The organism is Pseudomonas sp. NPDC090201, assembly GCF_044746825.1.
Taxonomy (GTDB): Bacteria; Pseudomonadota; Gammaproteobacteria; order Pseudomonadales; family Pseudomonadaceae; genus Aquipseudomonas; species Aquipseudomonas putida_AD.
On record NZ_JBIVCX010000001.1, the window covers coordinates 645,445 to 669,612 of the forward strand.

Annotated in this window: 28 protein-coding genes; 6 read left to right on the forward strand and 22 right to left on the reverse strand. The window is 58.1% G+C overall.

Features of this window, described 5'->3' with window-relative positions:
- Nucleotides 1-6: 6 nt before the first annotated feature.
- Together dcm and ACIPOO_RS02955 are read right to left on the reverse strand one after the other, a co-directional pair.
- Nucleotides 7-1,434 (reverse strand): DNA (cytosine-5-)-methyltransferase, encoded by a 1,428-nt coding sequence (dcm, locus tag ACIPOO_RS02950; RefSeq protein WP_400604286.1) that lies wholly within the window; start codon nt 1,432-1,434, stop codon nt 7-9.
- A 267-nt stretch (nt 1,435-1,701) separates the two neighbouring features.
- Nucleotides 1,702-3,177 (reverse strand): type II restriction endonuclease, encoded by a 1,476-nt coding sequence (locus ACIPOO_RS02955; protein WP_400604288.1) that lies wholly within the window; start codon nt 3,175-3,177, stop codon nt 1,702-1,704.
- Nucleotides 3,178-3,569: 392 nt separating this feature from the next.
- On the opposite strand from ACIPOO_RS02955, the gene ACIPOO_RS02960 reads away from it, so the two are divergent.
- Together ACIPOO_RS02960 and ACIPOO_RS02965 are read left to right on the forward strand one after the other, a co-directional pair.
- Nucleotides 3,570-4,097 (forward strand): Bro-N domain-containing protein, encoded by a 528-nt coding sequence (locus tag ACIPOO_RS02960; protein WP_400604290.1) that lies wholly within the window; start codon nt 3,570-3,572, stop codon nt 4,095-4,097.
- Between the two features lie 57 nt (nt 4,098-4,154).
- Nucleotides 4,155-4,562, forward strand: a complete 408-nt coding sequence (locus ACIPOO_RS02965) for a type VI secretion system amidase immunity protein Tai4 (protein ID WP_400605173.1) — start codon at nt 4,155-4,157, stop codon at nt 4,560-4,562.
- A gap of 113 nt (nt 4,563-4,675) precedes the next feature.
- Here the strand turns inward: ACIPOO_RS02965 and ACIPOO_RS02970 are convergent, their stop codons facing one another.
- The 3 genes from ACIPOO_RS02970 to ACIPOO_RS02980 are packed head-to-tail and all read right to left on the reverse strand — an operon-like array spanning nt 4,676 to nt 5,640.
- Nucleotides 4,676-4,915 carry a hypothetical protein gene (locus tag ACIPOO_RS02970; protein ID WP_400604292.1) on the reverse strand — a complete coding sequence of 80 codons (240 nt, stop codon included), beginning with the start codon at nt 4,913-4,915 and terminating at the stop codon, nt 4,676-4,678.
- A 3-nt stretch (nt 4,916-4,918) separates the two neighbouring features.
- On the reverse strand, nt 4,919-5,155 hold the full coding sequence (locus tag ACIPOO_RS02975; protein ID WP_400604294.1) for a hypothetical protein: 237 nt from the start codon (nt 5,153-5,155) through the stop codon (nt 4,919-4,921).
- Nucleotides 5,152-5,640, reverse strand: coding sequence for a hypothetical protein (locus ACIPOO_RS02980; RefSeq protein WP_400604296.1), 489 nt, complete (start codon nt 5,638-5,640; stop codon nt 5,152-5,154). The genes ACIPOO_RS02975 and ACIPOO_RS02980 overlap by 4 nt, the downstream gene beginning before the upstream one ends.
- A 342-nt stretch (nt 5,641-5,982) precedes the next feature.
- Between ACIPOO_RS02980 and ACIPOO_RS02985 the strand changes: the two genes are divergently transcribed.
- The gene (locus ACIPOO_RS02985; protein WP_337993900.1) at nt 5,983-6,267 is read left to right on the forward strand and encodes a pentapeptide MXKDX repeat protein; all 285 of its coding nucleotides are present in this window, start codon (nt 5,983-5,985) and stop codon (nt 6,265-6,267) included.
- Nucleotides 6,268-6,406: 139 nt separating this feature from the next.
- Here the strand turns inward: ACIPOO_RS02985 and ACIPOO_RS02990 are convergent, their stop codons facing one another.
- Entirely contained in the window at nt 6,407-6,697 is a 291-nt protein-coding gene (locus ACIPOO_RS02990) for a hypothetical protein (RefSeq protein WP_400604298.1), read from the reverse strand.
- Between the two features lie 116 nt (nt 6,698-6,813).
- Here ACIPOO_RS02990 and ACIPOO_RS02995 point away from each other — a divergent pair, with 116 nt between their 5' ends.
- Both ACIPOO_RS02995 and ACIPOO_RS03000 read left to right on the forward strand, forming a co-directional pair.
- Complete coding sequence (locus ACIPOO_RS02995) at nt 6,814-7,746, forward strand: restriction endonuclease (RefSeq protein ID WP_400604300.1); 933 nt, start codon at nt 6,814-6,816, stop codon at nt 7,744-7,746.
- Between the two features lie 376 nt (nt 7,747-8,122).
- Nucleotides 8,123-8,758: a polyribonucleotide nucleotidyltransferase gene (locus ACIPOO_RS03000; protein WP_400604302.1), complete on the forward strand. Its 636-nt coding sequence runs from the start codon at nt 8,123-8,125 to the stop codon at nt 8,756-8,758.
- A 117-nt stretch (nt 8,759-8,875) separates the two neighbouring features.
- On the opposite strand, the gene ACIPOO_RS03005 is transcribed toward ACIPOO_RS03000, so the two are convergent.
- From ACIPOO_RS03005 to ACIPOO_RS03015, 3 genes are all read right to left on the reverse strand, one after another.
- Nucleotides 8,876-9,310: a DNA-binding protein gene (locus ACIPOO_RS03005; RefSeq protein ID WP_274134246.1), complete on the reverse strand. Its 435-nt coding sequence runs from the start codon at nt 9,308-9,310 to the stop codon at nt 8,876-8,878.
- Between the two features lie 3 nt (nt 9,311-9,313).
- A complete protein-coding gene (locus tag ACIPOO_RS03010; RefSeq protein ID WP_400604304.1) occupies nt 9,314-9,904 on the reverse strand; it encodes a nucleotidyltransferase domain-containing protein in 591 nt (196 codons plus the stop codon).
- A gap of 83 nt (nt 9,905-9,987) precedes the next feature.
- Nucleotides 9,988-10,623, reverse strand: a complete 636-nt coding sequence (locus ACIPOO_RS03015) for a LysE family translocator (RefSeq protein WP_400604306.1) — start codon at nt 10,621-10,623, stop codon at nt 9,988-9,990.
- A gap of 287 nt (nt 10,624-10,910) precedes the next feature.
- Between ACIPOO_RS03015 and ACIPOO_RS03020 the strand changes: the two genes are divergently transcribed.
- Nucleotides 10,911-11,978 (forward strand): diguanylate cyclase, encoded by a 1,068-nt coding sequence (locus ACIPOO_RS03020; protein WP_400604308.1) that lies wholly within the window; start codon nt 10,911-10,913, stop codon nt 11,976-11,978.
- Nucleotide 11,979: 1 nt separating this feature from the next.
- Here the strand turns inward: ACIPOO_RS03020 and ACIPOO_RS03025 are convergent, their stop codons facing one another.
- The 13 genes from ACIPOO_RS03025 to ACIPOO_RS03085 all read right to left on the reverse strand — a co-directional run bounded on the left by ACIPOO_RS03025 (nt 11,980) and on the right by ACIPOO_RS03085 (nt 24,085).
- A complete protein-coding gene (locus ACIPOO_RS03025; RefSeq protein WP_400604310.1) occupies nt 11,980-12,852 on the reverse strand; it encodes a hypothetical protein in 873 nt (290 codons plus the stop codon).
- A gap of 598 nt (nt 12,853-13,450) precedes the next feature.
- Nucleotides 13,451-14,704 (reverse strand): efflux RND transporter periplasmic adaptor subunit, encoded by a 1,254-nt coding sequence (locus ACIPOO_RS03030; RefSeq protein WP_400604312.1) that lies wholly within the window; start codon nt 14,702-14,704, stop codon nt 13,451-13,453.
- On the reverse strand, nt 14,697-15,854 hold the full coding sequence (locus ACIPOO_RS03035) for a TolC family protein (protein WP_400604314.1): 1,158 nt from the start codon (nt 15,852-15,854) through the stop codon (nt 14,697-14,699). The genes ACIPOO_RS03030 and ACIPOO_RS03035 overlap by 8 nt, the downstream gene beginning before the upstream one ends.
- Nucleotides 15,855-16,163, reverse strand: coding sequence for a hypothetical protein (locus ACIPOO_RS03040; RefSeq protein WP_400604316.1), 309 nt, complete (start codon nt 16,161-16,163; stop codon nt 15,855-15,857).
- A 50-nt stretch (nt 16,164-16,213) separates the two neighbouring features.
- Nucleotides 16,214-16,936 (reverse strand): hypothetical protein, encoded by a 723-nt coding sequence (locus ACIPOO_RS03045; RefSeq protein ID WP_400604317.1) that lies wholly within the window; start codon nt 16,934-16,936, stop codon nt 16,214-16,216.
- A gap of 59 nt (nt 16,937-16,995) precedes the next feature.
- Complete coding sequence (locus ACIPOO_RS03050) at nt 16,996-18,204, reverse strand: ABC transporter permease (RefSeq protein ID WP_400604318.1); 1,209 nt, start codon at nt 18,202-18,204, stop codon at nt 16,996-16,998.
- The gene (locus ACIPOO_RS03055) at nt 18,191-18,910 is read right to left on the reverse strand and encodes an ABC transporter ATP-binding protein (RefSeq protein ID WP_400604319.1); all 720 of its coding nucleotides are present in this window, start codon (nt 18,908-18,910) and stop codon (nt 18,191-18,193) included. Before ACIPOO_RS03055 ends, ACIPOO_RS03050 begins: the two co-directional genes overlap by 14 nt.
- 127 nt (nt 18,911-19,037) lie before the next feature.
- On the reverse strand, nt 19,038-19,331 hold the full coding sequence (locus ACIPOO_RS03060) for a LuxR C-terminal-related transcriptional regulator (RefSeq protein ID WP_400604320.1): 294 nt from the start codon (nt 19,329-19,331) through the stop codon (nt 19,038-19,040).
- 403 nt (nt 19,332-19,734) lie between these two features.
- A complete protein-coding gene (locus tag ACIPOO_RS03065) occupies nt 19,735-20,205 on the reverse strand; it encodes a VOC family protein (RefSeq protein ID WP_400604321.1) in 471 nt (156 codons plus the stop codon).
- 35 nt (nt 20,206-20,240) lie between these two features.
- Nucleotides 20,241-20,678 (reverse strand): YybH family protein, encoded by a 438-nt coding sequence (locus ACIPOO_RS03070; protein WP_400604323.1) that lies wholly within the window; start codon nt 20,676-20,678, stop codon nt 20,241-20,243.
- Entirely contained in the window at nt 20,675-21,076 is a 402-nt protein-coding gene (locus ACIPOO_RS03075) for a YciI family protein (RefSeq protein ID WP_274134254.1), read from the reverse strand. The genes ACIPOO_RS03070 and ACIPOO_RS03075 overlap by 4 nt, the downstream gene beginning before the upstream one ends.
- A 328-nt stretch (nt 21,077-21,404) precedes the next feature.
- Complete coding sequence (locus ACIPOO_RS03080; protein WP_400604325.1) at nt 21,405-22,682, reverse strand: RNA polymerase sigma factor; 1,278 nt, start codon at nt 22,680-22,682, stop codon at nt 21,405-21,407.
- Nucleotides 22,683-22,765: 83 nt separating this feature from the next.
- Nucleotides 22,766-24,085, reverse strand: coding sequence for an MFS transporter (locus ACIPOO_RS03085; protein ID WP_400604327.1), 1,320 nt, complete (start codon nt 24,083-24,085; stop codon nt 22,766-22,768).
- Nucleotides 24,086-24,168: the final 83 nt, after the last annotated feature.

A 24,168-nucleotide genomic window follows, 5' to 3' on the forward strand; every position in this document is an offset into this window, starting at 1 on the left:
ACGACCTCAGGATGGCAGTAAAAATTCCAACTGAGGTTGATTACTTGCCGCTTTTTCTTTCGCCAAGAGAATCCGGCTCTTCATCAACCGTGCGACAGCTTCAAATACAGGGACTGCAACCGAGTTACCAAACTGTCTGTATGCTTGGGTATCCGATACCGGAATCACAAATTTACTTTCTCCAGGCTTGTCAAACCCCATCAAACGCGAGCACTCGTGAGGGGTGAGCCTTCGAGGACGGTGAAGTTGATTCAGCTCACCGTGAAAATCCAGACGCTCGTCAAATCCTCTATCCACCAAGATTTCCGACCCATCCTTGTGGTACCTAGCAGATAACGTACGAGCAACATCATCAGATCGTGTTAATCCAAAACCAAAACCATTACCTTTTTGCCGGTGCTTTTCGGCGTATTGATAGAGATACTCCCAGAGCTTCGGCGTCAGTATATATTTGCTATCTACTTCCTTGTCCAGCAGGTCTCCGAAGCTAGGACGACTCTTTGGTATGAGCTTATCTATATCACGCAACGTGAACCCATTGTGAACGTTTAAATCGCGGCGGAAACCTACAATCACGATTCGCTCACGATGTTGTGGTACGAAGTGCTTTGCGTCAATGATCTTCGGATCTGAGCCTTTGGGAGCGTTTACATCCGCGACTTCGTAGCCCAGCTCGTCTAAAGCCTCACAGATAATACGAAAGGTATTTCCTTTATCATGACTTTTCAGATTCTTGACGTTCTCAAGCAAGAAAGCGGCTGGCCTCTTTGCTTTAATAATCCGAGCCACATCAAAGAAAAGAGTACCTTGAGTTTCGCATTCAAACCCGTGCTTGCGACCCAAAGAATTCTTTTTGGATACACCAGCAAGAGAAAACGGCTGGCATGGAAATCCTGCCAGCAACACATCATGATCTGGAATTTCCAGGCTGATATTCCGATACGCCTCTTCTTCACTAACATCAAGTTTGTCTGAGAGAGTTACTGTCCGGATATCTTGGTTGAAATGGTGGCGATCAGGATCACAGTAGTGATTTGCTTTATATGTCCTTACCGCATGCTCATTCCACTCGGACGTGAACACGCATTCTCCGCCAATCGCTTCGAACCCTTTTCGGATGCCTCCGATGCCTGCAAAAAGATCAATGAAGGTGAAAGAAGGTTTATACGCCGGCTTTTTCGGGAGAAGCGACTCAAGATGTTTGTATTCCCGGAAGGTAAGGCGAGGCGAAGCTTTACCTTTGATCCAGCGATTCACCGTCTCACGGCAGTGGGGCGATCCGATCTCATTCAGTTTTGCGGCAAGCTGACCTTGATCGTAGATCTCGAGGAGCTTCTGAAGCAGAGCCATGTCCTCCGCAGGGTGCGGATCAGGAAGAGAAACTGGCTGCCCCGGGGAGTTTGCTTCAGGTGTTGAGGTTTCAAAAAGATTCATGGGCCCTATTTTCTCTCTGGGTCAAACCTGTGACGAATGGTCACCATTCTATTCCTATCCTGCTGGAAGTAAATTGCTCATTTCTGCGCCACGCTAGATGCGCTGCGGGATTTCCTCTGCAGAAAACTGGATATATATACAGTACACCAGAAACCTCCCGTCTTCCAACCTGGAAGACGGCTCTGGGGCTCGCTCTGTGAAAGAAGTGGCGACTCTTCCCACAAAATCGGAAACGTCCTACAGGCTTGAGCTGCGAAAGCTGCAGCCCTAGAGGGGGAGAATGAAAGCGGGGCGTTTCTGCCGCAGCTCATCGTCAAAGAACTGCCTGAAGGTAAGGACATTGTCGTAATCGGCGTATGCCGACTCCTTTGCCTTCTTCAATGACTCAGGCACGACCAGCGAAATCGCGTTGTTCGCCATCTCGTCGATGGCCTCCGGAGAGACCCGGTCATCGACTGTCGCCAGAAAAATTGTCCCGAATGGCTTTTCCAGTGCCAGTTGCTTCCAGCGCTCACGAAGCGTGGTTTTTAAGGAGACAATGACGGCGTCGCCTTTTTCATTGAGCGCGCCCACATCAGGCAGCACAAAATCTGGGCGACGACCTCCGAATACAGCTTGGGCGCCATAGCGTATTCGCCCGTCCTTAAAAAGCCGCTCTACATGCAATTCGAAAGAAAGGCCAGCTCGACTTTTTCTCGTTTGAGCTGCGCTGAGAAAGACTGAATCCAGTTCAGAGAAGCTTCTGACAAGGTTTACGACCGGATCGCCACCACCGTGAAGAAGCAGCCGGGCTACTTGAGCAGCTCGGAACCGGACCTCGGCCTGCTTGTATATCGAATACTCAATGTCTCGACTGATGCTCATAACGGCATCGCCCGGATGCTGGATCGAGAATGGACTCAAATCTGCAAAGCCATTCTTATCTAGCCATGCGGTCTGGGCACGCGCAGCCAGGACACTTGGCGACGGAAGCGTCTGCTCCTTGATGAACTGCTCAAGCGTCCCGTCTTTAATTGCCTTCGTGAGCTCTGCAATTAGCTGATCGGAGTCAGACACAGGCACTGCGGACAGGGCAGGGTCAAATATGCCGTAATGAAAAGTTGCATCCAGCTCGAAACGGGTCTCGATGATCTCGGCCTCATCACTTACCGAGTCCACGACAATGTACCAGTACCTGGAACCAGATAACGGTTGCCTGAGCTTCCCAACAATCAGCAAAGAAGCAGGAGAAAGTGAGCGGAATTGATCCTTGGGAATCCCGGTGTGCTGCCATTCATATCTAGGTTTGGCTTTCTCCTTATTGTCGGGATTCCGCATCGAGAAGTATTTGATCGTCGCTGTTCTGATCTCACCTGAGGCAGGCCAGAACGCAGGGTACTCCGCATCCAGAATGTGAGGTTTGGCTGAATTGGTGTTCTTCAACTCGGGGAAAAAATCAGATTCAGCGACCGGGCGAGGAATAAAAAATCCATTCTGATGCCCATTTTTCGAGCTGTCCGCCCAAGAGGTGTCGTTACGTGAAAGCTTCTTGATGAAGAGACGCTCACTACGTTCAATCCACGTAGAAATCTCACTCCATGCAGGATGGAACCCCATCACCATGCTCCATTTTTGAATTTTGACTGTGCCACCGCCGCTTCTAACGGGGTTAACCGAATAAGCATCGAAATAAGGCGACATCGCGATTTCGAGCTGGCTATCCGGTCGCGATCTTCTGCGAACAATGGGATTGAAAGCAAGCAAACGATGGCACCATGCCTCTCGCACTCCCCTTCGCCTCGAACAGACCAGTCCTCGCGCCGCCGCGTAGGTTCTTCGAAGTCCGGGATGAACGCCTCGCTAGTTTTTTCAGAAATGCCCTACAACATTGGCTCTTGCTGCATAGGCTTTCACGCCCTACCCTGCCTCGGCGCCTAAGAAACGCACACAAAGCCAACGTAGCGGCCCGTCCGCTCCCGATAGATGCGGATTTTTTGCGCCTGCGGCCCTCGGCTGCGCGTCCAAAATTTCTCTGTTATGTCGGGAGTGGGCGAATACAAGACCCGAAAGGGAAATTAGCCCGGCCTTTTCTACGTTGGAGGTTTCTTAGCTCCCGACACCCTTGCCATGGAAGGCGTACAGAAGAGATACGGATCATGCCAACAGCCTTGCACTCCACCACCTTCCATCGCCACAACCGCCCCCTACGCACTCTCCTCCTCGAATCCCAGGTCTGGTTCTGTGCCAAGGACCTTGGCCGTCTCGTAGGCTGGCCTTTGAACGAGCGCACCACTCGCAAGCTGGATGCCGATCAGCGGCGTGTGGTGCGGTTGGTGGATTCGCGTGGGGAGGAGGATGAGCTGATGGTGAGTGAGTCGGCGGTCTATGTGCTGTTGGTGCATCACTATCACGTTGAGAATCGCGGACTCCGGCAGTGGATCACCCATGAGGTGGTGCCGTGTTTGCGTGATGAGTGGGTGCAGCCGCAGGGGTGCAGTCCTTGTTTGAGTTTCCTGCAGTGGCCAGGGTTGTCGGTGAGCATGCTGCATTGGCGCAGTGAGGCGTGGATTCGGTTGCGGGATATGCCGCGAGTATTGGCAGTGGATGAGGCTCGGGGTGAGGTGCGGGTGCCGTGGTGGCGGTACGTATTTCGAGGGGGGCGGACAGGGTGGCGTTTTCCGTGAATGCCAAGGTGGGCGGGATGACTGCGATCATTGCAGCGCTTTTTCCTTGCTGCTTTGATGGGCTTGTCTGCGACGGGTCTTGAGGCCGGTGAACAAGGTGATTCGCCACAAGCAGGAACTCGCACCTACGCGCAAAACTACAAGGACATGGTGCTGGCGATCTGCATTGCCAACGCCTACAAAGACGACAAGAATGCGGCTGTCGATGCCGGCAGCAGCGTTGGCGCGTTGCGGGACTGGGCGCTCTACGATCTGGAGCAGGCGCCGGATGAGATCAGGGCGCTGGTAGGCAGCTACCTGGCGCGCGTTTATCACAATCCGCTGGTTGAATCGGAGGTCAAAGGTGTTCGGTTCGATTTCTTGAAATGCCTGGATCTGTATCACAGTGCGGAGCTGGATCAGCAGGTGAAGCAGTTGGTGATTCATCCTGAGCGGACCTATCGGCAAAATAATCCGCTGCCCTGACCGGGTGATGAGGGATAAGGGATGAGAAAAGCCAGAGGCGTACGCTTCTGGCTTTTGTGCTCTCAAGCTTCGCCGCAGGGAACAACTTGTCCCGTATTTGAAGCTGTATGGCGCTAGGGGTAGCTCCCACCATATTTCTCGCAGTTGAACCAGAGTTGCAAACCTGTGATCCAGGCAACGACGAATCCCCAAATGATGAAATCGTGGAGTCTCTGGTCGAACACAACGGTGGCGCTTGCGCCGATCATGATGAGAGCAAACCCTGTCCTCCTACGCTGTTTTTTGTAGCGGACCTTGTGGTCGATCAGGGAAAACGAAACGACGGCGAGGCATAACCCGAACAGGAATAACATGGTTCAGGCCTCACCCTCTGAAAACAGGTCACGCTTTTCAAACAGCCATAGGCCGGTGTAGCTGGTGATCGCCAAGGCCAGAGACAGTTCAGCGTTCATACCTGAAGTTTCAAAAAGCGCCCATCCTCCCACAGCGGTAAACAACACTCCGCCCCACTTTCGCCAGCGTCTGGGTCTGAGCCCGTAAACAATCCAGTAAGCGATCGTCATGCCGAAACCGAGGATGAGCGGCAACGTCATCGGCGGCCTCCTTGCGCTTTGATAAGCAAAGCCTTTGAGGTGTGTTGCGGCCCAATACCGCCTGACACCCATGCGTTGACGCTGACAATTACGTCGCCTGCGTGTCGTGACTCCAGCACCCTATCCACTGCGAATTTTGCGGCGAATCCCACAGTGGATCTTGCCTTCAGCCAACCTACCGGGAATCCGAGCGCGGCACCGCTTCCAACTGCGTTGGCAACAGAGGCGTTTTGGTCGTTGAATAGTTCAGCCTGCGCGCGCGTCAAGGGGTCGGATACAGCAACGACCATCTCGCATGGGCGATCCTTAGCAAGCATGCGGTCATAAATCTGGATGAGCAGATCGTGGATTCTCCAGTTGACCTTACCGTCATCGTGAAGCCGAAGAGACCGAAGCTCTAGATGATCGCCCTTCGTGACCACCACCCGCGTGGCTTGAAACCGCACGTTGAAATGCCCGTAATACTGAGTCCGTTCCTGTTCCATCAGATGCGCCCCTGCAATGGTGAGTCGTCGGATTCTGATCGAGTGAATCCGGTTCAGAAACGTGGCGAGAGTCGAAAGAGACGGGGCTTACGGGACTTGCAGATCGGTCCTACGTTCTGCGGGCTTAGCGACGGTGAAGCCGAGGACTGGCTGGGGAAGTGTGGTGAATCTGCTGCCTGATCGCGAGCAAGCTCACTCCTACAGGATCTAGGGGTGACGGCAGGCAAACATCACGAATTGTTTAACCTTCCGGGAGGATTTGGTGACCGGGTTTCTTGCACAGTGATTGTGCAGTTTGAAGTCAAAACAATCATTTCCGGACACTTCCGAAGGAATTCAAAAATGAACAAGATGATCGCAACTGTTTTTTCCGGTGCTTTGCTGTTGGCGGTTTCTGGCGCCTATGCGGCAGACACCATGTCCAAGGATGCCATGAGCAATGACAGCATGAGCAATCAGAGCGGGATGTCTCATGACGCGATGAGCAAGGACAAGATGGCGAAGCCTGCCACCAAGGGTGACGCGATGAAGAAGGATTCGATGAAGAAAGATGCCATGTCTAACGACGGCATGAAGAAAGATGCCATGTCCAAGGACAGCATGAAGAAGGGCGACATGAGTCAGTGATCTGTCGCATAGCCGGGCATGATGACGATGCCCGGTGTTTTGCTGTTTTTGACGGGCGGGTGACGCAGTGTTGAATGTCCTGGCACCGTCGCGGGCAAGCGCGCTCCGACGGGGGCGGATTTTGTGATTGAGCAGGGCGTTAGCCTTTGTTGCGTTGGCGGTATTCCTGAACCATGTCGCGGGACACATCTTCCTTGAAGCACAGCGGCGCGTAGCCACCCGCACGGTTATAGGCGCTGCGTTTGCCGCAGCGGCTGCCGTTGAGGGCGGTGTTGTAGGGGCATGGGCAGTTGCCAGGGTAGCCGGCGATGGAGTTTTCGATGATGCGCTGGACGATGACGGCGTCGGCGGGCGTTGCTTCCCTGCCGGATGCATTGAAGGCGCACAGCAATGCGAGTGTTGCGATGAAGCTGGTTCCTACCCTGTTCATGGCCATTCCCTAGCGGTACGGATGAATATTCCGGATAGCTTTTTACCATGACATCATTGAGCCATTACAGAGGCTTTTCTCTGTAGAATTGGCTTTTTTTGTAATGGACCAGGGATATGGCCAGGAAAACTTCACTGTTTGACGATCTCTTTTATATCGCCGCAAGACTGCCGTGGTGGCTCAGCCTCGCTATTGCGCTGGGCTCGTGGCTTTATCTGCATTCAGTTGCCAGTCAGCCATTGGCGAGCGCGTCGGATATGCATCATCTGCAAGCCACGGTGTTGACCAACATGGCGCATATGGCGGCGAGTTTCTTCCAGTATCTCTTGCCGCTTATTTTTACCTTGGGCGCAATCGCCTCGATCGTTGGCCGGCGCAAGCGCCGCAACCTTCTCGACTCCGCAGCCAACGCCAAGGGCAACTCCCTTCTCGGCATCACCTGGCAGGACTTCGAGTTGCTGGTAGGCGAAGCTTTGCGACGTCGGGGTTATGCGGTGCAGGAAACCGGCGGCAAGGGCCCGGACGGTGGCGTAGATCTGATTGCCCGCAAGGATGGCGAAATCTATCTGGTGCAGTGCAAGCAATGGCGTGCGGTGCAGGTGGGGGTGCCAGTGGTGCGGGAGCTGTATGGCGCGATGGCGGCCGAGGGGGCTGTCGGCGGTTTCGTGATTACCAGTGGGAAGTTCAGCAAACCGGCGCGGGAATTTGCATCGGGGCGCAATCTGCAGCTGATCGATGGCGCGATGTTGAAGCAGTGGATTGCCGAGGCGAAGAAGCCGATGCCAGGGCCCACTACCGAGGTATTACGGGATCGGGTTGAGCCGGTGGTTGAAGTGCCGAAGGTGGTGCTGCCTGTTGTAAAGGATCCGGTGCCAGAGCCGCCGGCTGGGCCAGTTGCGCCGCCAGCGCCGGCGTGCCCCCATTGCCGCAAGACGATGGTGATGCGGGTGGCGCGCACCGGTGCCAATGCCGGGGGCAGTTTCTGGGGCTGCACGGATTATCCGAAGTGCCGGGGGATCAGGGCGATTTTTCCGGCGATGAAGGTTTAAGGTCGGTTCAAGCTGCCGCAAACCTCTGTTGCGAAAAATTCCCGGCCTTTCACATAACAATTTCTCTAAAAAATAGTTACCCGGGTTTCATTTGATCCCGGGGCGTCAGCTTTTTACAGTGGGGGCACCTGATCGGACTTGCACCAGCAAGGAGGTTACAACCCGGACCAAGCCTGAAGTTTTTTTCATTGTGTTTGTTCGCGTCATTGCTCGTGGCGCGATGCCCCAAGCTCCAAAATTTCAGCCGCTGCCTCTAGCGGCTTTTTTGGCTGCGGATAAGCCCCCGCACGTCACCCCATCGCTTTCCTACCAATGCCCGGTACACGTCAGGCAAAATGCCAACCCTCTGTAAGTATCAGCTTTTAAAGAGGTAGGAATGCGTCTGTTCACCTTGAGATCCGCCCTGCTCTGCTCCGCACTGGCCTTCGGCCTGGTGGCTTGCGGCGCGCAGGCTGCAACCGAGACGAAGCACCCTGCCAAGTCGTCCAAGACCACCCACACAACCAAACCTTCAAAAGCGGCGCCCGCCAAACCCGTTGGCCAGAAAGTCTCGATGCTCAGCGGCAAGTTTGTCTTCACCCTGCCCAAGGACTACGTCAAAGGGCCGATGGAGGAAATTGACGACAAGGCCAAGGCGGCAGGCGTGACCGGGGCGCTGTACATGAACAAACCGGCGCGGCGTGTGGTGATCATCACCGAAACGCCGCTGCCCGATGGCCAGAAGGTCACGCCCAACGACGCCAAGACCCTGGACAACATCATTGCCGAAACCCTGGTGCAGCAGCAGTCCAGCTACAAGGACTTCAAGAAGCTCGGTGAGAAGAAGATCGTGCGAAAAGGCCTCGGCCTGCGTCAGTTGGATGCGTCGGGCAGTGTCGATGGCGGCAACGTGCTGAGCACCACCATCACCGCCGCCTCCGGCACCCGCACGGCGATGGTGAACGTGATCTCGTTGGCCAAGGATGCCAAGGCGCATACGGCGGTGGTCAAGGGTGTGACGGGGTCGAAATAAGGACAGGCTTTCAGACACAGGCCTCGTAGCAGCACGGCTTGCCGGCGGGAGCGGTGGGTCAGATTGAAATAAGTTGTCTGACACACCGCTCCCGCCGGCAAGCCGTGCTGCTACGGGCTATCCATGACGTAGACGATCGATAAACCAGTTATCGATATCCAGGAGCAGATCGACCGCCTGATTCACCGCATCCTGTGCCATCGCTTCGCTAACAGGATCTCCTGAGTAATCGCTCAGATTGCGCTGTTTGCGAAGACCGTCCAGCGTGATCATTCGAATCCGGTCCAGCCCCATCGTCAGCGGGAGTGTCTGAATCATCGTCTGATGGTGACCGGGTGTGCTGGTCAAGGTACGAAATCCGTTAGCCTGCAGTACCGCGTTGGCCGCTTGCATGATCGACTTGTAGGCCATGTCGAACCGGCCTTCGCTACTCATTCCTGGCAACTGCGCGTCCTCAAGACTTCTACGCGCCGCAGCCATCAACCGCTCCACATTCACCGCATCCTTTGGGACGGCCTCCAGGGCTCTGCCTAACAGATTATCCAGCGTCATTCGTCACTCCTGATGCTTGGCCAGACCCTCCTCCGACCCAATGACGAACAGCTTAGGCTTGGCCATTAAATCCCGCACGAACCCACCCTGTGCGGTTAACAATTGGAACCACTCTTTCTCAGGATACTGCTTGGCATTGATCTCCCGACCGAGTATTTCCTGCAACGGATACAAGTGCTCAATCAGCTCACTGAAGCTGACGCTGCCAATCACCATCAGATCTACGTCGCTACGTGGGGAGGCTTTGCCGCTGGCGATGGAGCCGAAGACAAAAGCGGTCCTTATCCGATCCGACAGTGGTTCGAGTGCCAAGGCAATGCTGTCAGCCAGACCATCTGTTTTGTGCAGGATACTGACGAGCTCGGAAAAAATGGGGCATTGACGATTTGCCCGATACTGCATCTGGTTGCCGACAGGCACCTTGAGCAGCACTCCCGCCTCTACCATCTTGCTCAGCTCCCGGCTCAACGTGCCGGAAATCGTCTGGGTCAAGCGAGCGATTTCCCTTTGATGGTATTGCCGGTCCGGATTCAAAAGCATCAGAACCAGCACCTTTCTGCGGTACTCGGAGAACAAAAAAGAAGCGAGCGACATAACGCAACCATATTGCTGCTTTAAAGGCAGCAATTGAAGCCTTAAAAGCAGCACTTTTCAAGTCACTAATGCCCGCAACAGTATTATCTCTTGCTCTCCACCGCCATCCGCACCGCAAACCCGAACAACACCGTGCCCATCAGCCAGCGCTGCATCATCGCCCAGCTCGGGCGTTGGGTGAGGAAGAAGGCGATGGAGCCGGCCGCCATGGCGATGGTGGCGTTGACCATCAGGCTGATGCCGATCTGCACGCTGCCCAGCACCAGGGACTGGCCCAGCACGCTGGTGCCATTATCGACGCTGATGAATTGTGGCAGCAGCGACAGGTAGATCATGGCGACCTTGGGATTGAACAGGTTGGTGATCATGCCCATGAAAAACAGCTGGCGGTTGCTGTCCTGGGGCAGGTCCTTGATCTGGAACGGCGAGCGCCCGCCCGGCCGGACGGCTTGCCAGGCCAGGTAGGCCAGGTATGCAGCCCCCGCCAGACGCAGGGCGTCATAGGCGTAGGGTACTGCCATGAGCAGGCCGGTGATGCCGAAGGCCGCGCATAGCATGTAGAACAGAAAACCGATGCCCACGCCGCCCAGAGAGATCAGTCCTGCCTTGCGACCCTGTGAGATGGATCGGGAAATCACGTAGATCATGTTCGGCCCAGGCGTCAGAACCATGCCCAGCGCGATGAGAGAAAAAGCCAACAGGTTTGAAAGTTCAGGCATGACGACTTCCGCCAACGGGTTGAGGTGGGATGTCGAAAACAGCTCGACGCAGCACCTGCATTCCAGCCCAATCGCAGGGTGCGGTAAATACACAGATCGGGGTCAAGTCAGGCCATACAGACGCCAGGTGCTACGCTGCAAAGCCTGGCCGACAGTCGGCGGTGTGATTCGGACGAATAGTGGCATTTTGCTCTTCCCAGCCCCTGACAGGCAGGCGACACTCATGGGTGTTCGTCGTGGCTGATGTTTCAGTCGGGATGCTGCATTACACAACCCGGTGAAGAGCTATGAACAACTCCATCCACAAGGGTCTTTCCTACGCCCGACGCATGTACCTGCCGCGCACGGTCGGTCTGGGCATCGGGTTCTTTTCCGTCGCGGCCGCTGTATACCCCTCGCATCCGCCCGCGTGGGTCTGGGCGTTGATGCTGTTTCATGGCTACGGCTGGCCCCATGTTGCCTACCAACTGGCGCGTTTTTCGAGCCAGCCGTATCAGGCCGAGCGGCGCACGCTGATTTATGACTCGCTGGCAGGCGGCTTCTGGGCCGGCGCCATGGGATTCAATCCACTGCCGACCGTGACGGCGCTGTCGATGATGGCCATGAACAACATCGCGGCCGGCGGCCCGCGCCTTTTTGTTCTCGGCTGTATCGCGCAGTTGGCCGGCTCTGCGGTGGGGTATTGGATTCTCACGCCTGTGCTGTTTCCGGACGTCACCCAGATTCAGATCTACGCCTGCCTGCCAATGCTGGTCATCTACCCGCTGGCCATTGGCTTGGTGTGCTATCGGGTGGCGGTGCAGCTGTCACGGAGCAAGAAGGCGCTGGAGAAACTCAGCACCACCGACAGCCTGACGGGCCTGATGAATCACGGCGCCTGGAAGGATCTGCTGACAGTCGAGTTCAACAACTGCCAGACCCTCAACCGGCAGGACAGCGTTGCGTTGATCGACATCGATCACTTCAAATCGATCAACGACACCTACGGTCACATCATCGGCGACAACGTGCTCAAGCAACTGGGCGGCGCCCTGACCGCAAGCCTGCGCGAGACCGACCTGGCCGGCCGCTACGGCGGTGACGAATTCTGCGTGATCCTGCCCGACACCACACTGGCTCAGGCCGGCGAAATCCTCGAACGCCTGCGCCGCACCGTCCACGAACACACCCACAGCGCCCTGCCCAACCTGAAATTGAGCCTGAGCATCGGCATCGCCGCCTACGGCCCGCACCTCACCGACGCTGGCATGTGGCTGCACGAAGCCGACATGGCGCTCTACGACGCGAAAAGCACCGGGCGCAACCGCGTGACATCGGCGCAACCCGGGGTGAAGACGGCGTTGATGGTGCGGTGAGTCATTTTTTCAGGCGCATGAAGGTATCGAAGAGCGTGGGCAGGCCGGACTCTCGTAGATACTTGTGAACAATTTCGCGAATGGTAGTTGAGAGGTCGACGGTTGATGCCCCCTGTGCCGCTGCAGGCGACTGCTTGTCAGCTGCATTGGGATCGATGGACGTTGATTTACCTCGAAGAGGAAGAATGTCATATACCTCCTTCGAGACATGCTCGATCCAGTTTTTTTCTAAAAACTCAAAGCGCTGGAAGCGAGCGTTAACAGGCTCAGGTTCTGATGTAGCCGAAAAACGGTTGATCATGAAGTCGAGAAACTTGAAATCAACGTGAGACAACGAACTGTAGTCCTTGTCTGTCTGGAAGTTGATGAATCCTTTATCCAACCGCGTTGTGGCCAAGGACGGATTTTCTCGAATCTTTCGGGCAGCCAGCGTGTCGATTTCGGTAAAACTGTAGGAAAGCATATGCCCTTGCAGATCAAAGAAATTCCCTCGATTATGCGCCCCCATTCGCTGCCCATTTTCACTGCTGCGGTAGTCAGCTAGCCCCTGCCCTATATTATCTACATATCTCAGATCAATACCTTCTGACTGAGCAAATTCGTACATTTCCCCCAGCAACTGGCGATCCTGCATATCCAGAAAAAGAGCGGGTTGAATGGCGTAAGGGTCACGCTCGAAATTCCCAATGGGCGGTTCTAGATCCGGAAAGCAAAAAAACAGTCGCTGCCTCAACAAAGTCTGGCCGCTGATGGAAACTGAAACCGATGAAGTTGTAGGTGATGGCTTGTCAACCGTTACAGCTCTGCCCTGCGAAAGCGATGTCGAAGGAGCGCTTACGGGCGCAGCGATTGTTGGCGAAATATCTATACGCATGATCACATCTCCTGGATCCTCCTGCCGATTCCTCGACAGGAGGAATATCAGTTAGTAGCGAATATGAAACGTTACCGAATTGCTTCCGGCAGGCTGGCTTCTCATAGGTCCTGACTCATGGCTGTGCCGGATGATCATGTTGTCTGTGTAGACCAAAGATTGAGTATTGAAATACTCCGTGTGGCCACTCGAACCAGCAGTAATCGGGATACAATCTTGCCCCCACCTGATCTGTTCATACAAAGCTCTGCCTTCTCTCCAACACTTTGCGGAAACGAAGTTGCCCTCCATGAAACGCCGACCAAAGCAGGTCTGGCGGTGTACCCACGAGGGTACTCGTGCCCCATGATTCTATGCATGGAATGCCCTCTTGCCGTTCCAAGCATCGAATAGGGCGTAACAGTCTTGGTAATGGCAAAGTCCGCAGCCACACCCGACAACGACACAAACATCAACCCCAGGGGTAATAGTTTTTTATTCATCTTTCACATCCTTATTTATCGTTTTATCTTTCTTCAGGCCGAACGATTCCCGTGAGCCAAACTCACTGAAAAATCTCAAACCTGTTTATTCCCGGTAAAAAAACAATCGCGATTAATTAGTCCATACCCACCTCCCTTTGTACGAATCCATTGTCAAGACCTGACACTTGCACCCCACTCACCGTGGTTTGGCCCAGGCTCACGAATCGTCGAGTTGCCGGTTGATCCATGGCGGCCCGGTGAATGACGAAATGTTTGCCACCCTCCTCGCCCACCGCATCAAGAGGAAGCACCACGGCGTGAGGATTGTTATCGATGAGAATCGACAGCTTCGCACTCATGCCCAGCCGCAACGCGGACTGGGTAGAGGCGCCCAAGCCAGGCATGGCCACGATGACGTGGTATGAAGCGCTGTCGCGGTGCATCTCAGAGGCGATGGCCTGGGCACCGACGGAGGTGACATGGCCTTGCAGCACGTCTTCGAAACCGTCGCCGCTGATCTGGGCCGACATGCCTTCGCGCAGTTGATTGATGTCGGATTCATCGACCTTGGCCTGCACGTGTAAACGTTCGAGACTGGCCAGCGAGAACAACGGTTGGCCTTGGGTGAGGCGTACACCTGGCTCGACGGTATTCACGGCGCCGCTGGAGGAGGTGTCCGGCAGACGCTGAATGATGCCGGGGAACGGGGCGCGGATTTCGCCTCGCGCCTCCAGCGCCTGCAGCGCATCGAAGCGCGCACGGGCGTTGAGCAGTTCCATGTCGGCGATCTGCCGGTGTTCGCCCTGTCCACGCCTGCGGACTTTCTCCAATTCTGCCTGCGCAGCCGCCAAATCCTGCATTTGCGCCTGTAGCTGCAGTGTCAGGCTGTCAACTTCCATGCGTGGGACTATGCCCTGCTCCAGCAACATCCGGGTCTCGGTCAGTTTGCGTCGGCTTTCGGCCGCACCCGACTGGGCGCTGCCAACGGCTCTGCGCGCCCTCGCCATTTCGTCACTGTTGGCCCACTCTTCCAATGCCTGCACCGCGCTCTCGGCCTTGAGCCGCTCGGCCAACGCATTGCGCATCTGCATGTGCAACACATCGGGATTGATCGTCAGCAGCAATTGGCCTCGTGACACGCGCTGATCGTCTGTGAACAGCTTCTGCTGAACCAGCCCTTCAAAAGGCGCGGTCAGGGTGACGGACGAGCCCGACACAATGCGTCCGACCAGACTAATCCGCTGTTCAAGCGGACCTCTCTCGACGGGCGACCAGCGCACTGTCGACGCCCCAGATTCTCGCCATGTCCAGTGCACGAGTGCAGCGCCGGCAGTCAGGGTCGCGGCTAATATGCCCACCTTGAAAAACATCGCTCTGGTGTCAGTCATTGAGGGCAATCTCCCAACTGTCGAGCGTCATCCCCAAGCGCTCGTCGAGCTGCGTCTGCGCATTGAGATAAGTGACCTGGGCGTTGAGCACGGCATTTTCCGAACGGCGCAAATCCTCCTCGAAACTGAGCACCTGAAAATTGCTGGTGCGTCCGACCTGCAACTTTTGCTGCTCGGCCGCAAGTTTCATCTGCGACAGGCGCAGGCTGCGCAGGGCGATTTCGTATTGCCGCCAATGGGTCTGCATGGTGCGGATCGCGTCGCTGACATCGCGCTCAAGCGCCTGCTGCGCCTGGGCCTGTTGCATCGCCTGGCTGTCCACTGCCACCTGCGCCGTGACCAGGCGTTGGCGCTGCAGCGGGTCGCCGATGGGTATTTCCAGTTGCACGCCTGCGTAGGAACTCCAGCGCCGGTCGACGCCGTTCCCTGTGCTCGATGAGTAAGCGTGCCGATCCTGCCCGGCACCGGCCACCAGCGACAGATCCCACAACTGCTGATTTTTCGCCTCCAGCAGATCAATGTCAGCAAGCTCCTGCGCGATGCGCTGTTGCAGGTAGCGGGGCTGTCTCTGCCTGGCGATGGCGAGTGCATCCTGATCATCCATCTCGACGCGCTCGACCCGCAACTCGTCGCTGGCGCGCAAAGGTGTGGAAAGATCCAGCGCCAGCAACTGCAACAAATCTCGGCGGCGGGCTTCCAGCTGATGGACGGCCTGCTCGGCATTGAGCTCCTGATAAGCCAGGTCGGCCTCGTTTTGCAGGCGATCCACCTGAGCCATTCGACCAGCGGCAATCAGCGCATCGTTGACCCGCATCTGCTTGCGGGATCGATCCAGTGCCTGGCTGACGATGCGCAGCTGCTCCTGCGCCTTGAGCAACTCTCGATAGGCAGACGCAATCTGCGTCACGCTCTGTGCCACGGTGGCTTGCAGCCCGAGGCGTTGACTCTGCTCACTCAGCCGGGCGCGGCGCCTGGGGGCAGTCACCACGTCGCGCCCGGCGTTCCTGAGCAGCGGCTGCACGATTTCCAGCCCCAGATCACGCTGATTCTTGCGTCCCCCTTTCTCGGCATGATCCAGGCGCTGGGCCCAGGACAGACTGAACCGGGTGCCCCATTCACTGTTCAACGTGACCTTGGGCGCGAGGTTCATCTATTGCTCACGATCCCGGGACCCGCGCCGTGTCGTGAGCTGACTCCCCAACAAGAGGCGTGGAGAGAAGAACGCCTCAGCCACCTGCAGATCGAATTTCTGCGCCACCCGTTGCAGATACGAACGGCGAATCTCCCGGTTGCCCCGCAATCCCAGCGCCACAGCGTCAGCCAGGCTCAGATTCAAGTGGCTGACCGACGATGGCGAAGACAGCGCACGACCGTGGGCCATCGTCGGCGCGCTCACACCGTAAACCGACCCTTGATCGCCCCGAGCCTGGCTGGCGGTCATGACGCTGAACAGAATCATCAGCCGCTTGGCGTGGCCTCTGAGACGGCTACGAACGGCAGACTTGCTGTTCACCGCAGCGGGTCGGGCTGGGGCTGAACCTGTTTGAGCAAGCTCAACGGCGTCATCTTTTCCAGCAACTTCATCAGGCTCCCGTCGAGGGACAGAGGTCCATGGAGCGCCTCCTCCCGATCCAGATGCCCCTGTTGAATGCCTCGATAGCCTTCGGGGTAGATACACCTCTCCAGCGGCATCAGGCTGTCGTAGTGTTCGAGCAAGCCGCGGAACACGATTCGTCGCTCGGACACGCCCCGGGTAGTGGCGATGAGTTTGATGAAGAAGGTCGAATCGTTCTGGCGAAGCGCCTCATAGGCGGCGTAGCGCTCCACCAGTGTGAGCCCTGCACAGTCATCGAATGCCACGCAGCACAGCGCTTCACGACGCTGGCCGGTAAAAGGGTTTTTCGCAGCCACGCGGCGATGGCTCTGTCCCAGGACGAAGGCCACCGCCGCCTCAGCCTGCTGCAGGCGCACGTCATCGACGATTTCGTCCAGTTCGTCGAGTGAGGGCGCCTGTCGTCCGAGGTGTTCGATCTCCCGTCCGAATGTGGCAAATAGCCCCCGAGGACCGAGCCACTCCCTGTGCAGTTCGCCAAGCATCTGCGTGCACATCGCCCCCTGGCGCTCTACCAGCCGGTTGAAATGCACGGTCACGCTGTCGTGCACCGACGTCTGATTTTCAGGCTGCATGTGAAAGCCGCTCATCGCGCCCTGGATGGAATTGCATGTGTTCATTGAATGCTTCCTTTCTTGTTATCAATGTTCTGCGTGAATCTGTGGCATCAACAGCTTGATCAATCGTCCCGAAGCGCTGCCGCTGGTGAGAGCCGCGCGGCCACCGCCGCGGGGTAGCAGCCGAAGAACAAACCGATCAGCAACGAGCTGCCGATACCCAGCAAGCGGGTGTCAGGAGAAAGGCTCAGCGGCCAGCCACTGAAACGGGCGAAGAAAAAGGCGATGGCGCTGCCCATCACTGCGCCGAGCACGGCACCCAGGACCGACAGATGGGCAGCTTCCAGAAGGAACAGCAGGCGAATGTCGCGCCGCCGTGCGCCGAGCGCCATGCGTACACCGATCTCGCGGCGACGCTCGCGAACGCTCATTAGCATCACGTTCATCACACCGACACCGGCAACCAGAAGGGAAATTCCCCCCAGCCCCGCAAGCAGCCATGTGAAGGTCTGAGCCTGGCGTTCCAAGCCATCAAGCAACTGCTGCGGCACCTGGACTTCGACCTCGCGGTCATCGAGAGAGCGACTGAGCAAGGTCTTCAGGGATTGCGCGGTGCTCGGAAGGTCCGTGCCGGGCACCACTCTGGCGATCACGTTGCCAATGCTCGCGGCCGATGAAATCCGGGCCATGCTGCGTGCAGGCATGAAGACTGAGGTGTCAGCAGAGACCGGCAGCAACGGGTTATGGGTGACAGGCGACAGGACGCCTATGACCTCAAACTGATAACTGCCTATACGTAAAAAATCGCCAGGCCTCACCGCCCCTCTTCCATCACCAAGAGCCGTGGCGACCTCGGCCCCCAGCACCACAAACAATCCGTTGCCATCCAGAGGTGAGATGAATCGGCCACTCCCAACTGTCAGGTCCATGACCACCGCCAGCGCAGCCGTGGTGCCTATCAGCGAGGCATCGTGCCTAGCGCTCCCACGATAAACCCGCGTAGAGAACTGACTGATCGGCGCGACGCACGCCAGTTGGGGCAATCTGGCCCTTATAGAATCAGTGTCCAGGGTTCTGGGCGGGGATGGGGCGCGCCCCGCTAGCGCCGGAAAGTTCACCACCAACGTCTCAGCTCCCAGCCCCATAAAGGTGCGCAATGCATCTTCGCGAGAGCTGTGGCCGATATCGAGCAGCGCCACCACCGAGGCACTGCCCACCATGATTCCCAGCAGCGCCAGCCAGGAGCGCAGCCCCAGAGCACGCAGGTTTTCAAGCGACTCATTGAGGCGCAGCTGCCACCCACATCTAGCGACGGACTCAGGCGCCGACATGCCCGGCGTTCTCGTGTAACTGACCGCCCGCCACCTCGATCTGCCGCGCAAAGCGCAAAGCCAGGCGAGTATCGTGAGTCACCATCACCAGCGTTACCTGATGCTGACGATTGAGGTCGAGCAGCAGGTCGATGATGTCGTCTGCGCACTGCTGATCGAGATTGCCGGTCGGCTCATCTGCAAGAATCAGCGACGGTCGCCCGACAAGCGCCCTGGCAATGGCCACCCGCTGACGCTGTCCTCCCGATAGGTCGGCGGGCAAATGCAAGGCTTTGTCCGACAGCCCCACCGCATGCAACTGACGCGCCGCACGTTCGCGGGCGACCGAGCGGCGCTCGTTGCGATACATCAGCGGTAGCGCGACATTATCCAGCGCACTCAGGCGCGGCAGCAGGTTGAACGCCTGGAATACGAACCCCATGTGCCGGTTGCGCCAATCCGCCAGGGTGTCCGGGCATGCCCGCATGGCATCGTGGCCCGCGAACATGACCCGCCCGGATGCGGGTCGCTCCAGCAAACCGAGGATGTTCAGCAGGGTACTCTTCCCCGAGCCCGACGCCCCTGTAATTGCACAGGTGTCACCACGACGAAGGATGAAATCGATTTTATCGAGCACGCAAACGTTCGAACGTTTGTGTTCATAATGTTGATAAACGTTGTGCAGCTCGAACAATGTCGATATAGAACCACCCATCACTTCGCGCATAACCACTCCCCGTCTACAAGGCAGGCTGAACTTGGCTGCCTGTTATCTTTCAGCACCTCTGAACAACAAATAAAAAATATAAAGAGCAGGCTTATCACTGCCTGCATCATCACTTTGAAAACAACTTTCAAGAGCCCTCATTATGCGCAGCCGGCTCACCAATACAATCCGTCAGATGTAGGGGGTATTCGAATTGTTTACGGACCCTGGGACTCACGTGCAGGGCCATCAGTTGTGCGCGGTTGTGGACTTCATTCTTCTTGAGCAGCGCCGAGACGTGGTCCCGGGCCGTGTAATCACTGATCCCCAGCGCCTGGGCGATGCCCTTGTTGGTGTAGCCGGCCAGCAGCAGCTGCAGCACTTCCTGTTCTCTGGGGGTGGTGCGATTGGGGCGTTTGTATTTACGTTTTCGTTCCGTCATACGCTGGCATTATCCTTAAATCAATTGCCATCCGTGGCGTCAAACATTCCATCGGCTTGAACCGACTTTTATTGAGGTTATTTTCAAGCGACTGCGCTGGGGCCCGCAAAGCAATAAAGGTAAATATTCCTACAAGGGCAGGCGACTTTTCTCTGCCAAGGTCTTACAAAGTTGTAAATTGGAAATAACGGAACGCCCGTGCAAACTCCGTATGCACGTTTCATGGGGGGAAAGTGTTAGTGCCCGCGACAATAAACGCTGCAAATGCGAATTACAATCATCGGTTACAAATGACCTGATGGGCTCGGCAGGCGCCGGGCAATGGTCTGTCACGTTGCAGGGCGATCTGAGTCATGGCAACGCCAATCGCCCTGCGAAGAGAAAGTAGTTGGACTACCGGCGATCAGGACGGCGCCTGACCGAACATCTTCATTGCGCGCTCACGGATTTCATCGGGAGTGAGATCTTCCTTGTGGGTGCCGATGAACCATAGGTGACCGAATGGATCACGCACACTGCCGCTGCGATCGCCGTAGAACATGTCTTGAACTTCGGAGACTACGGTGGCACCGGCATCGACGGCGCGTTTGAATTGTTCATCGACGTCAGGCACGTACAGGTGCATGGCAAACGAGGTTTTGCTGCCCGGCTCGGGGCTACCGAAACCGCCCTGGTCACAGGGCTCGGACAGCATCATGCGTGAATCGCCGATTTGCAGCTCGGCATGGCCAACCCGGCCACCCGGCGCATCCAGGCGGAACATTTCCTTGGCACCAAAGGCATTCTTGTAGAACTCGATGGCCTGGTCTGCGGGCGAAACGCCCATGTACACGGTGAGGCTGTGTTGGCCCTCGGGTATGGGTTTGACGCTCATGGGAATTCTCCTCAGGGGTTCTTGTTGTAGAAAAATCAGGGCTGCAAGTCGAACAGCGCCTTGCCGCTGGCCATGTCGAAGGGTGCGGAAAAGTGCTCGTGAACCGCTTTCCAGCCATCGGCGGTCTTGCGGTAGCCGGCGCTGGCGCGCATCCACGAGGACTTTTCCTCGCCTTTCTCGTCAGTGCCGCCGCATTTGTTGAGCCAGTGGGCGAAGGCGACGTCGTCGTTACCGTGAACCACTAACTGATGGGTTTCGAACAGCATCGCGCCTTCGCACATCCCCAGGCAGAACTGCCAGTGCTGGCGGTAGGCGTCGATGCCGCGAAACTGCAACTGGATGATGGCGTCGTAGGCGACGATTTCTGGATCGTAGTAGGCCATGATCGCGTCGAGATTTTTCTCGCGCACGCCCGTGCACCAGCCTTCGAGCAGGGTCTTGATTTCGGCGTGGACGCTGGATGCAGTGGTCATGATGCGGCTCCCGAGGCGACGGGCCGGTGTTGGTAGTCCTGGGACTGGCCCTGTTGCAGGTTCAGTTCGCGGACGGGTCGTACTTCCACGCTGCCGACCCGCGCTGCAGGAATGTGCGCCGCAACTTGTAGGGCATCGTTCAGATCCCGCGCCTCTATGAGGTAGAACCCTGCCAGTTGCTCTTTGGTTTCCGCGAACGGACCATCGGTAATCGACACCTTGCCGTTGCGCATTCTGACCGTGGTGGCGGTTTCCACCGACTCCAATGGCTCGGCCGCCAGCATCCGCCCGCTGGCCTGTACTGATTGCGCGTAGGCCAGGCATTCGTCGTCCCGGGGGCTGTCGGGATGTGAATGCAGGGTTTGCTCGTTGCTGTAGATCAGACACAGGTATTTCATGGTGATCTCCTTGGGCTGATGGTCGTGCGTTGCCTGATAGACCGCTCCCGCCGGGGGGCCCGGGGGGGGGGGGGGGGGGGGGGGGCGGGCGCCCCCCCCCCCCCCCCCCCCCCCCCCCCGGCGGGCGGGGGGGGGGGGGGGGTGTTTGGGGGGCCGGTGGGGGGGGGGGGGGGGCCGGGGGCCCCCCCCCCCCCCGCCGGCGGCGCGGGGCCCCCCCCCCCCCCCCCCCCCCCCCCCCCCCCCCCCGGCCCCCCCGGCGGGGGCATTTGTGAATTAGTCGAATGACGTATCGGCAGATCGACACACTCGCAAGCGAACGGACGAACGGTCATTCGCTCTTGGGCAATTCATCAAGCCGCCGCTGCAAGAAGGCCCGGTCAACCGCCTGGTTCGCCTGCTCGATGGCCCTGCCGTAAGCGCTGCGCGCATCTTCGTAACGCCCCAGGCGGCGACACAAATCAGCACGCGCCGCCCAGGCCAGGTGGTAATCGGACAATTCACCGTCGTCCAGCAACTGATCGACCAGCGCCAGCCCCGCCGCCTCCCCTTGCACCATGGCCAGGGCCATCGCCCGGTTGAGCCGCACCACCGGGGAATCATCCAGGCGCAGCAGCACGTCATAGAGCCCGAGAATCTGCCGCCAGTCGGTGTCCTCTGGCCGTGCGGCTTCGGCGTGCATGGCTGCGATGGCCGCTTGAACGCCGTAGGGCCCTGTCTTGCCTGAGCGTAGGGCCTGTTCCACCAGCATCTCGCCTTCCTCGATCAAGGACCGGAGCCACAGGCTGCGATCCTGCTGGTCGAGCATGATCGGCTCGCCCTGCGCCGACAGCCGCGCACCACGGCGGGACTCGCTCAGCAGCATCAAGGCCAACAAGCCCGCGACTTCCGGTTCAGGTAGCAGATCGAGCAACAGGCGTCCCAGGCGAATGGCTTCGGCCGACAGGTCGCTGCGGGTCAGTTGTTCACCGCTCGATGCGAAATAGCCCTCGTTGAACACCAGGTAGATCACCCGCAACACAGCATCGAGCCGCTCGGGCAACTCTTTCAGCGACGGGACTTCGTACGGAATATGGGCATCACGAATCTTGTTCTTGGCGCGCACGATGCGCTGGGCCACGGTGGTGGCGGTGATGAGGAACGCCTTGGCGATTTCTTCTGTGGTCAGGTCGCAGACTTCACGCAGCGTCAGCGCAACCTGGGCGTCGGGGCTCAAGGCCGGGTGACAACAGACGAAAATCAGCCGCAGCCGATCATCCTCGACCTCGTCGACTTCGCTGCGATCGTCGCCGAAACGCTGCTCCAGTTGCCGGGCCATTTCATTGAGCGAGGCGTCGAAACGCGCCCGGCGGCGCAGGCTGTCGATGGCCTTGAAGCGCCCGGCCGACACCAGCCAGGCCCGTGGGCTCTCCGGAATACCGGAACGCGGCCACTGCTCGACCGCCGCGATGAAGGCGTCTTGCAGGGCTTCTTCGGCCAGTTCGAAATTGCCCAGCAGACGAATAAGTGTCGCCAGCACCCGACGGGATTCCTGGCGGTAGAGGGTTTCGACCACCTGGCGTGTGGCTGACGCGGTGTCGAGATCTTTCTTATTGGAGTTGTCGCTCATTCCCACACTCGCCGACGACTATTGAGGTAGCGGTCGGCCAAGCGTAGTTGCGGATCGGGCGTCGCTCCATGACGCCCCGACGGTCAGTTGTCCGGGCAGACAGCCAGTACGTCATCCACCTGCATGCCACGGCGCATGCCGAAGAACATCGCGGTCAACAGGCCAACGGCGCCCATGATCGCGCAGTAGCCGACGCACACCCACGGGCTCCACGGCATGAGCGCGATCAACGCCAGCGGCGTGGTGCTGGCCCAGAGTGCGTAGCTGATGTTGTAGGTCAGGGAGATGCCGGACACCCGAATATTCGCCGGGAACAGTCCGACCATGACCGACGGCACTACGCCGACGATGCCGCAGGCCAGCCCCGCCACCGCGTAGGCCAGGCCTACCGGCAGCCACTGGATGACCAGGCTTGCGTACAGCAGCCCAACGCCGACCGGCAGCAACAGGCTGTAGAGCACCACCCCGCGCCAGGCGCCGATGCGGTCCACCAGCATGCCGGCCAGCACGCAGCCAATGTTCAGGAACACGATACCGACGCTGCTCAGGCCGAAGGTGTCGCTGGGGCTCATGCCGAAACGCTGCTGCATCACGGTGGGCGTGATGACCACCAGGGTCACCACGGCGGACGTCAGCACGCAGGTCAGCAGCGCCGCAGGCAGCAGAGACTCGCGGTGTTCACGCAGCACCGAGCGCAGTGGCAGCTCGGTCATGCCTTCGCGCTGGGCGTGCAAGGCCATGAACACCGGGGTTTCGCTCAGCCAGCGACGCAGCCAGACGCCGATCACGCCGAACACCCCGCCCAGCAGGAACGGGATGCGCCAGGCGAAATCGAGGATCTCCGCGTGGCTGTAGACCTTGGCCAGCCAGGTCGCGGTCAGTGCGCCGATCAGGTAGCCGAACGTCAGCCCGGCCTGAAGCACCCCCAGCGCATAGCCGCGATGGCCCTTGGGCGCGTGCTCGGCGACGAACACCCAGGCACTGGGCACTTCGCCACCCACCGCCGCGCCCTGGAGGATGCGCAGTGCCAGCAGGATCAGCGGCGCCCAGTAACCGATGTCGGCGTAGGTCGGCATCACGCCGATCAGCAGGCACGGCAGCGCCATCATCATGATGCTCAGGCTGAAGACGCGCTTGCGCCCCAGTTTGTCGGCAAAGTGCGCCATCAGGATGCCGCCCAGCGGGCGCGCCAGATAGCCGGTGACGAAAATCCCGAAGCTTTGCAGCAGACGCAGCCACTCGGGCATTTCCGGCGGGAAGAACAGCTGGCTCAACGTCAGGGCGAAGAACACGAAGATGATGAAATCGTAGATTTCCAGTGCCCCGCCCAGCGCCGCCAGGCCCAGGGTCTTATAGTCGCCCCGGCTGATCGGTTGTGGACGTGGTCGAAGAATGGCTGTCATGAAAGACCCCATTTGGCAGGTTGAATCGGCAGTTAGGTGCGACAAAGGCGCGCAGGATAACAAAGCTTGCGCCATTGGGGCGG

Bases quoted from the DNA above. Each gene is read 5' to 3' on its own strand.
- dcm (WP_400604286.1), bottom strand. From the start codon at position 1,434: ATGAATCTTTTTGAAACCTCAACACCTGAAGCAAACTCCCCGGGGCAG.
- ACIPOO_RS02960 (WP_400604290.1), top strand. From the start codon at position 3,570: ATGCCAACAGCCTTGCACTCCACCACCTTCCATCGCCACAACCGCCCC.
- ACIPOO_RS02965 (WP_400605173.1), top strand. From the start codon at position 4,155: ATGGGCTTGTCTGCGACGGGTCTTGAGGCCGGTGAACAAGGTGATTCG.
- ACIPOO_RS02970 (WP_400604292.1), bottom strand. From the start codon at position 4,915: ATGTTATTCCTGTTCGGGTTATGCCTCGCCGTCGTTTCGTTTTCCCTG.
- ACIPOO_RS02975 (WP_400604294.1), bottom strand. From the start codon at position 5,155: ATGACGTTGCCGCTCATCCTCGGTTTCGGCATGACGATCGCTTACTGG.
- ACIPOO_RS02980 (WP_400604296.1), bottom strand. From the start codon at position 5,640: ATGGAACAGGAACGGACTCAGTATTACGGGCATTTCAACGTGCGGTTT.
- ACIPOO_RS02985 (WP_337993900.1), top strand. From the start codon at position 5,983: ATGAACAAGATGATCGCAACTGTTTTTTCCGGTGCTTTGCTGTTGGCG.
- ACIPOO_RS02990 (WP_400604298.1), bottom strand. From the start codon at position 6,697: ATGAACAGGGTAGGAACCAGCTTCATCGCAACACTCGCATTGCTGTGC.
- ACIPOO_RS02995 (WP_400604300.1), top strand. From the start codon at position 6,814: ATGGCCAGGAAAACTTCACTGTTTGACGATCTCTTTTATATCGCCGCA.
- ACIPOO_RS03000 (WP_400604302.1), top strand. From the start codon at position 8,123: ATGCGTCTGTTCACCTTGAGATCCGCCCTGCTCTGCTCCGCACTGGCC.
- ACIPOO_RS03005 (WP_274134246.1), bottom strand. From the start codon at position 9,310: ATGACGCTGGATAATCTGTTAGGCAGAGCCCTGGAGGCCGTCCCAAAG.
- ACIPOO_RS03010 (WP_400604304.1), bottom strand. From the start codon at position 9,904: ATGTCGCTCGCTTCTTTTTTGTTCTCCGAGTACCGCAGAAAGGTGCTG.
- ACIPOO_RS03015 (WP_400604306.1), bottom strand. From the start codon at position 10,623: ATGCCTGAACTTTCAAACCTGTTGGCTTTTTCTCTCATCGCGCTGGGC.
- ACIPOO_RS03020 (WP_400604308.1), top strand. From the start codon at position 10,911: ATGAACAACTCCATCCACAAGGGTCTTTCCTACGCCCGACGCATGTAC.
- ACIPOO_RS03025 (WP_400604310.1), bottom strand. From the start codon at position 12,852: ATGCGTATAGATATTTCGCCAACAATCGCTGCGCCCGTAAGCGCTCCT.
- ACIPOO_RS03030 (WP_400604312.1), bottom strand. From the start codon at position 14,704: ATGACTGACACCAGAGCGATGTTTTTCAAGGTGGGCATATTAGCCGCG.
- ACIPOO_RS03035 (WP_400604314.1), bottom strand. From the start codon at position 15,854: ATGAACCTCGCGCCCAAGGTCACGTTGAACAGTGAATGGGGCACCCGG.
- ACIPOO_RS03040 (WP_400604316.1), bottom strand. From the start codon at position 16,163: ATGATTCTGTTCAGCGTCATGACCGCCAGCCAGGCTCGGGGCGATCAA.
- ACIPOO_RS03045 (WP_400604317.1), bottom strand. From the start codon at position 16,936: ATGAACACATGCAATTCCATCCAGGGCGCGATGAGCGGCTTTCACATG.
- ACIPOO_RS03050 (WP_400604318.1), bottom strand. From the start codon at position 18,204: ATGTCGGCGCCTGAGTCCGTCGCTAGATGTGGGTGGCAGCTGCGCCTC.
- ACIPOO_RS03055 (WP_400604319.1), bottom strand. From the start codon at position 18,910: ATGCGCGAAGTGATGGGTGGTTCTATATCGACATTGTTCGAGCTGCAC.
- ACIPOO_RS03060 (WP_400604320.1), bottom strand. From the start codon at position 19,331: ATGACGGAACGAAAACGTAAATACAAACGCCCCAATCGCACCACCCCC.
- ACIPOO_RS03065 (WP_400604321.1), bottom strand. From the start codon at position 20,205: ATGAGCGTCAAACCCATACCCGAGGGCCAACACAGCCTCACCGTGTAC.
- ACIPOO_RS03070 (WP_400604323.1), bottom strand. From the start codon at position 20,678: ATGACCACTGCATCCAGCGTCCACGCCGAAATCAAGACCCTGCTCGAA.
- ACIPOO_RS03075 (WP_274134254.1), bottom strand. From the start codon at position 21,076: ATGAAATACCTGTGTCTGATCTACAGCAACGAGCAAACCCTGCATTCA.
- ACIPOO_RS03080 (WP_400604325.1), bottom strand. From the start codon at position 22,682: ATGAGCGACAACTCCAATAAGAAAGATCTCGACACCGCGTCAGCCACA.
- ACIPOO_RS03085 (WP_400604327.1), bottom strand. From the start codon at position 24,085: ATGACAGCCATTCTTCGACCACGTCCACAACCGATCAGCCGGGGCGAC.